2 protein-coding genes are annotated in these 589 nt (G+C 63.7%); both read left to right on the top strand.

All coding sequences use genetic code 11. From position 1 onward, the window contains the following. A partial coding sequence (locus tag HV701_RS26625; protein WP_175135984.1) for a cbb3-type cytochrome c oxidase subunit I occupies positions 1-378 on the top strand: 378 nt, incomplete at its 5' end. A 10-nt stretch (positions 379-388) separates the two neighbouring features. After that, positions 389-589, top strand: a 201-nt coding sequence (locus tag HV701_RS26620; protein ID WP_175135983.1) for a cbb3-type cytochrome c oxidase subunit II, incomplete at its 3' end; no start/stop codon positions are given.

Below are 589 nucleotides of genomic sequence, written 5' to 3'. Positions count from 1 at the left end.
GGCTCGCTCTACTACCTGATCCCGCGCCTGTATGGCCGCGAGAAGATGTACAGCGTCAAGGCCATCGAGCTGCACTTCTGGATCGCCACCATCGGCGTGGTGCTGTACATCACCGCGATGTGGATCGCCGGGGTGCAGCAGGGCCTGATGTGGCGCGACACCGGACCCGACGGCACGCTGGTGTACAGCTTCGTCGAGGAACTCAAGACACGGACGCCGTACTACCTGATCCGCCTGCTCGGCGGCATGCTGTACTTGTCAGGCATCTGGATCATGGCCTGGAACGTATGGAAGACCGTCAGCGGCGCTAAGGCGGTTGACCCCGCCATCCCACCCCAGGCCCCCCCGCAGGCCGTCGCCGCGCCAGCCACTGCCTGACGAGGACATCATGGCCAACAAGCAACAAGGCTTCTTTTCCCACCAGACGCTCGAAAAGAACATCGGCTGGATGATCATCGCCAGCATCCTGGTGGTGTCATTCGCCGGGCTGGTGCAGATCGTGCCGCTGTTCTTCCAGCACAGCACCACGCAGCCGGTGGCGGGGGTCGAACCCTACAGCCCGCTGCGGCTGATGGGACGCGACGTCTAC

The sequence above is a fragment of the Achromobacter pulmonis genome, assembly GCF_902859765.1.
Lineage (GTDB): Bacteria > Pseudomonadota > Gammaproteobacteria > Burkholderiales > Burkholderiaceae_B > Achromobacter > Achromobacter pulmonis.
This window is presented reverse-complemented; position numbering and strand designations above follow the sequence as displayed.